This is a genomic window from Bradyrhizobium oropedii (genome assembly GCF_020889685.1).
In the GTDB taxonomy this organism is placed as follows: Bacteria; Pseudomonadota; Alphaproteobacteria; order Rhizobiales; family Xanthobacteraceae; genus Bradyrhizobium; species Bradyrhizobium oropedii.
Window position 1 is genome coordinate 1 of record NZ_JACMYO010000407.1, and the last position, 1,747, is coordinate 1,747.

Sequence of the window (1,747 nt, forward strand, 5' to 3'; positions counted from 1 at the left end):
CGGGGATCAGTGTCGCCGGATCGGATATCCTCTTGATGAGAGAGCCGACGTGCTGAGGGCCTGCCACGGCGATTACACCGAACTCCGCCATATGGCTCCGAATCGCGTTGATCAGCGAAACACGATGCCGCGAAAGGAGTTCATGCGTGCGATGTGCCACCCGCGCCGCCTGTTGCGCCAATGACTTCACAGGAGCGGAGCGAACCGCCGGTCGCGTCACCGCTTCGCAGATCGCTGCTGCGTCCGCAGCGTCGTTCTTTTGCCGCGCGTCATAGGGCTTCACGTACGAAGCCGGAATCATCTTGGTGTCATGGCCAAGCGCGCGAATCTCGCGTGCCCAGTAATGCGATGATGCACATGCTTCCATGCCGACAACACAAGGCGGCAACAGGCGAAAAAGCTCAGAACCTCCTCACGGCGAAGCTTCTTCTGGAGAACAGGGCGACCTTTTGCATCCGCCCCATGAACCTGAAAAACACGCTTTGCCAAATCGAGCCCGACCGTCGTTACTTCGTTCATGGATGGCATCTCCTTTTAAGGCGATCGCCTCGACCGCTTCTAGACTATGACGCCGGAAGCGGGAGCCATCCACCTCATCAAGCTCAATGGCGTCAGTGCCGAGTACTGGCTTGCTGATGTTCTCGCGAAGCTCGTCAATGGTTGGCCTGCGGCGCGACCGGACGAACTGCTCCCTTGGGCGTCGATCTACACGATACATGCACACGATCACACGATCCGAGGCTGGCGGCGTGAGCCTGAACACAACCGCGGTCCGGATCAAGGTGCCCCTCGAGGACGTGAAACCGGAAGTGATGCGTCGCCTTGTCGTACCCGTCACCCTGCGTATGGATCGGCTGCATTTGACGCTTCAGGCGGCGTTTGGCTGGACGAACAGCCATCTCTTCGAGTTCCTGGCCGGCGAAGGACGTTGGGGTATCCCTGATCCCGATGGAGATTTCGGCCCTCAGCCCATCGATGCCCGCAAGACGCGGCTCTCTAATATCGTTCAGGAGACCGGCGCGAAGACGATCCATTATCTCTACGACTTCGGCGACAGCTGGGATCACGTGATCAAACTCGAAAAATGGTTCGACAACACGACAACGGAGGGACTGCCCCTCTTGCTCGAGGCCACCGGCCGTTGTCCTCCGGAAATGTCGGCGGTGCATCAGGCTATGCCGAATACCTCGACGCCATCAGCGACCCCACCCATCCGGAGCACGAACATATGCGCCTCTGGGGTCCGGAGCAGTTCGATCCCAACGTCGTCGACCGGAAGGCGATCGAGGCCGCCGTCAACGCTTTGTCCGACAAATGGAAGCCGCGGCGTCGCGTCACGCCGTCAAAATAGGCGTCAAGCGCCAATCGAAAGGGCCGCAGCGCTACGCTCTGATGTCCTTTTGCAAGACCTAATCGCGCATCAATTTTCCCGCGCCGATTTCCCGGTCGGTTCTTGTCACTGAAGTGCCCATCGGAGGAGACGTGGCCTGGGACGTAGGTGAACAAGCTCTGATGCGCGGATTGGGTACCGCATGTCCATGTATTCGTCCGGGACTGGTCCTGTCTTACAATGGGCGTCGGCATTGCCGGCCACAAAGCGTTGGCGGGAATTCCCCATTCAACGCCACGTCCCCACCGATAGACACGATAACGATACCGGGTGAACCGTAGGTCAGGTCGCCGCAGGAGTCTTGTGCTGGAGCCAGCGGAATCGTCGCGACCAATGTTAGTTGGGAATAGATGCAAT

General features: G+C 59.1%; 2 protein-coding genes and 3 pseudogenes. 2 read left to right on the plus strand and 3 right to left on the minus strand.

Features of this window, described 5'->3' with window-relative positions; genetic code table 11:
* Both H8A95_RS44640 and H8A95_RS44645 read right to left on the minus strand, forming a co-directional pair.
* Nucleotides 1–367: pseudogene (locus tag H8A95_RS44640) on the minus strand (IS110 family transposase); the annotation flags it as partial.
* Nucleotides 298–519, minus strand: a complete 222-nt coding sequence (locus H8A95_RS44645; protein WP_229167430.1) for a hypothetical protein — start codon at nucleotides 517–519, stop codon at nucleotides 298–300. The pseudogene H8A95_RS44640 and the gene H8A95_RS44645, both read right to left, overlap by 70 nt.
* A gap of 73 nt (nucleotides 520–592) precedes the next feature.
* Between H8A95_RS44645 and H8A95_RS42885 the strand changes: the two are divergent.
* Nucleotides 593–727: pseudogene (locus tag H8A95_RS42885) on the plus strand (transposase domain-containing protein); the annotation flags it as partial.
* 85 nt (nucleotides 728–812) lie between these two features.
* Nucleotides 813–1,351 (plus strand): annotated as a pseudogene (locus H8A95_RS42890) (plasmid pRiA4b ORF-3 family protein).
* A gap of 214 nt (nucleotides 1,352–1,565) precedes the next feature.
* Here H8A95_RS42890 and H8A95_RS42895 read toward each other — a convergent pair.
* Nucleotides 1,566–1,747: hypothetical protein (locus H8A95_RS42895; RefSeq protein ID WP_229188433.1), on the minus strand; the 182-nt coding region annotated here is incomplete at its 5' end.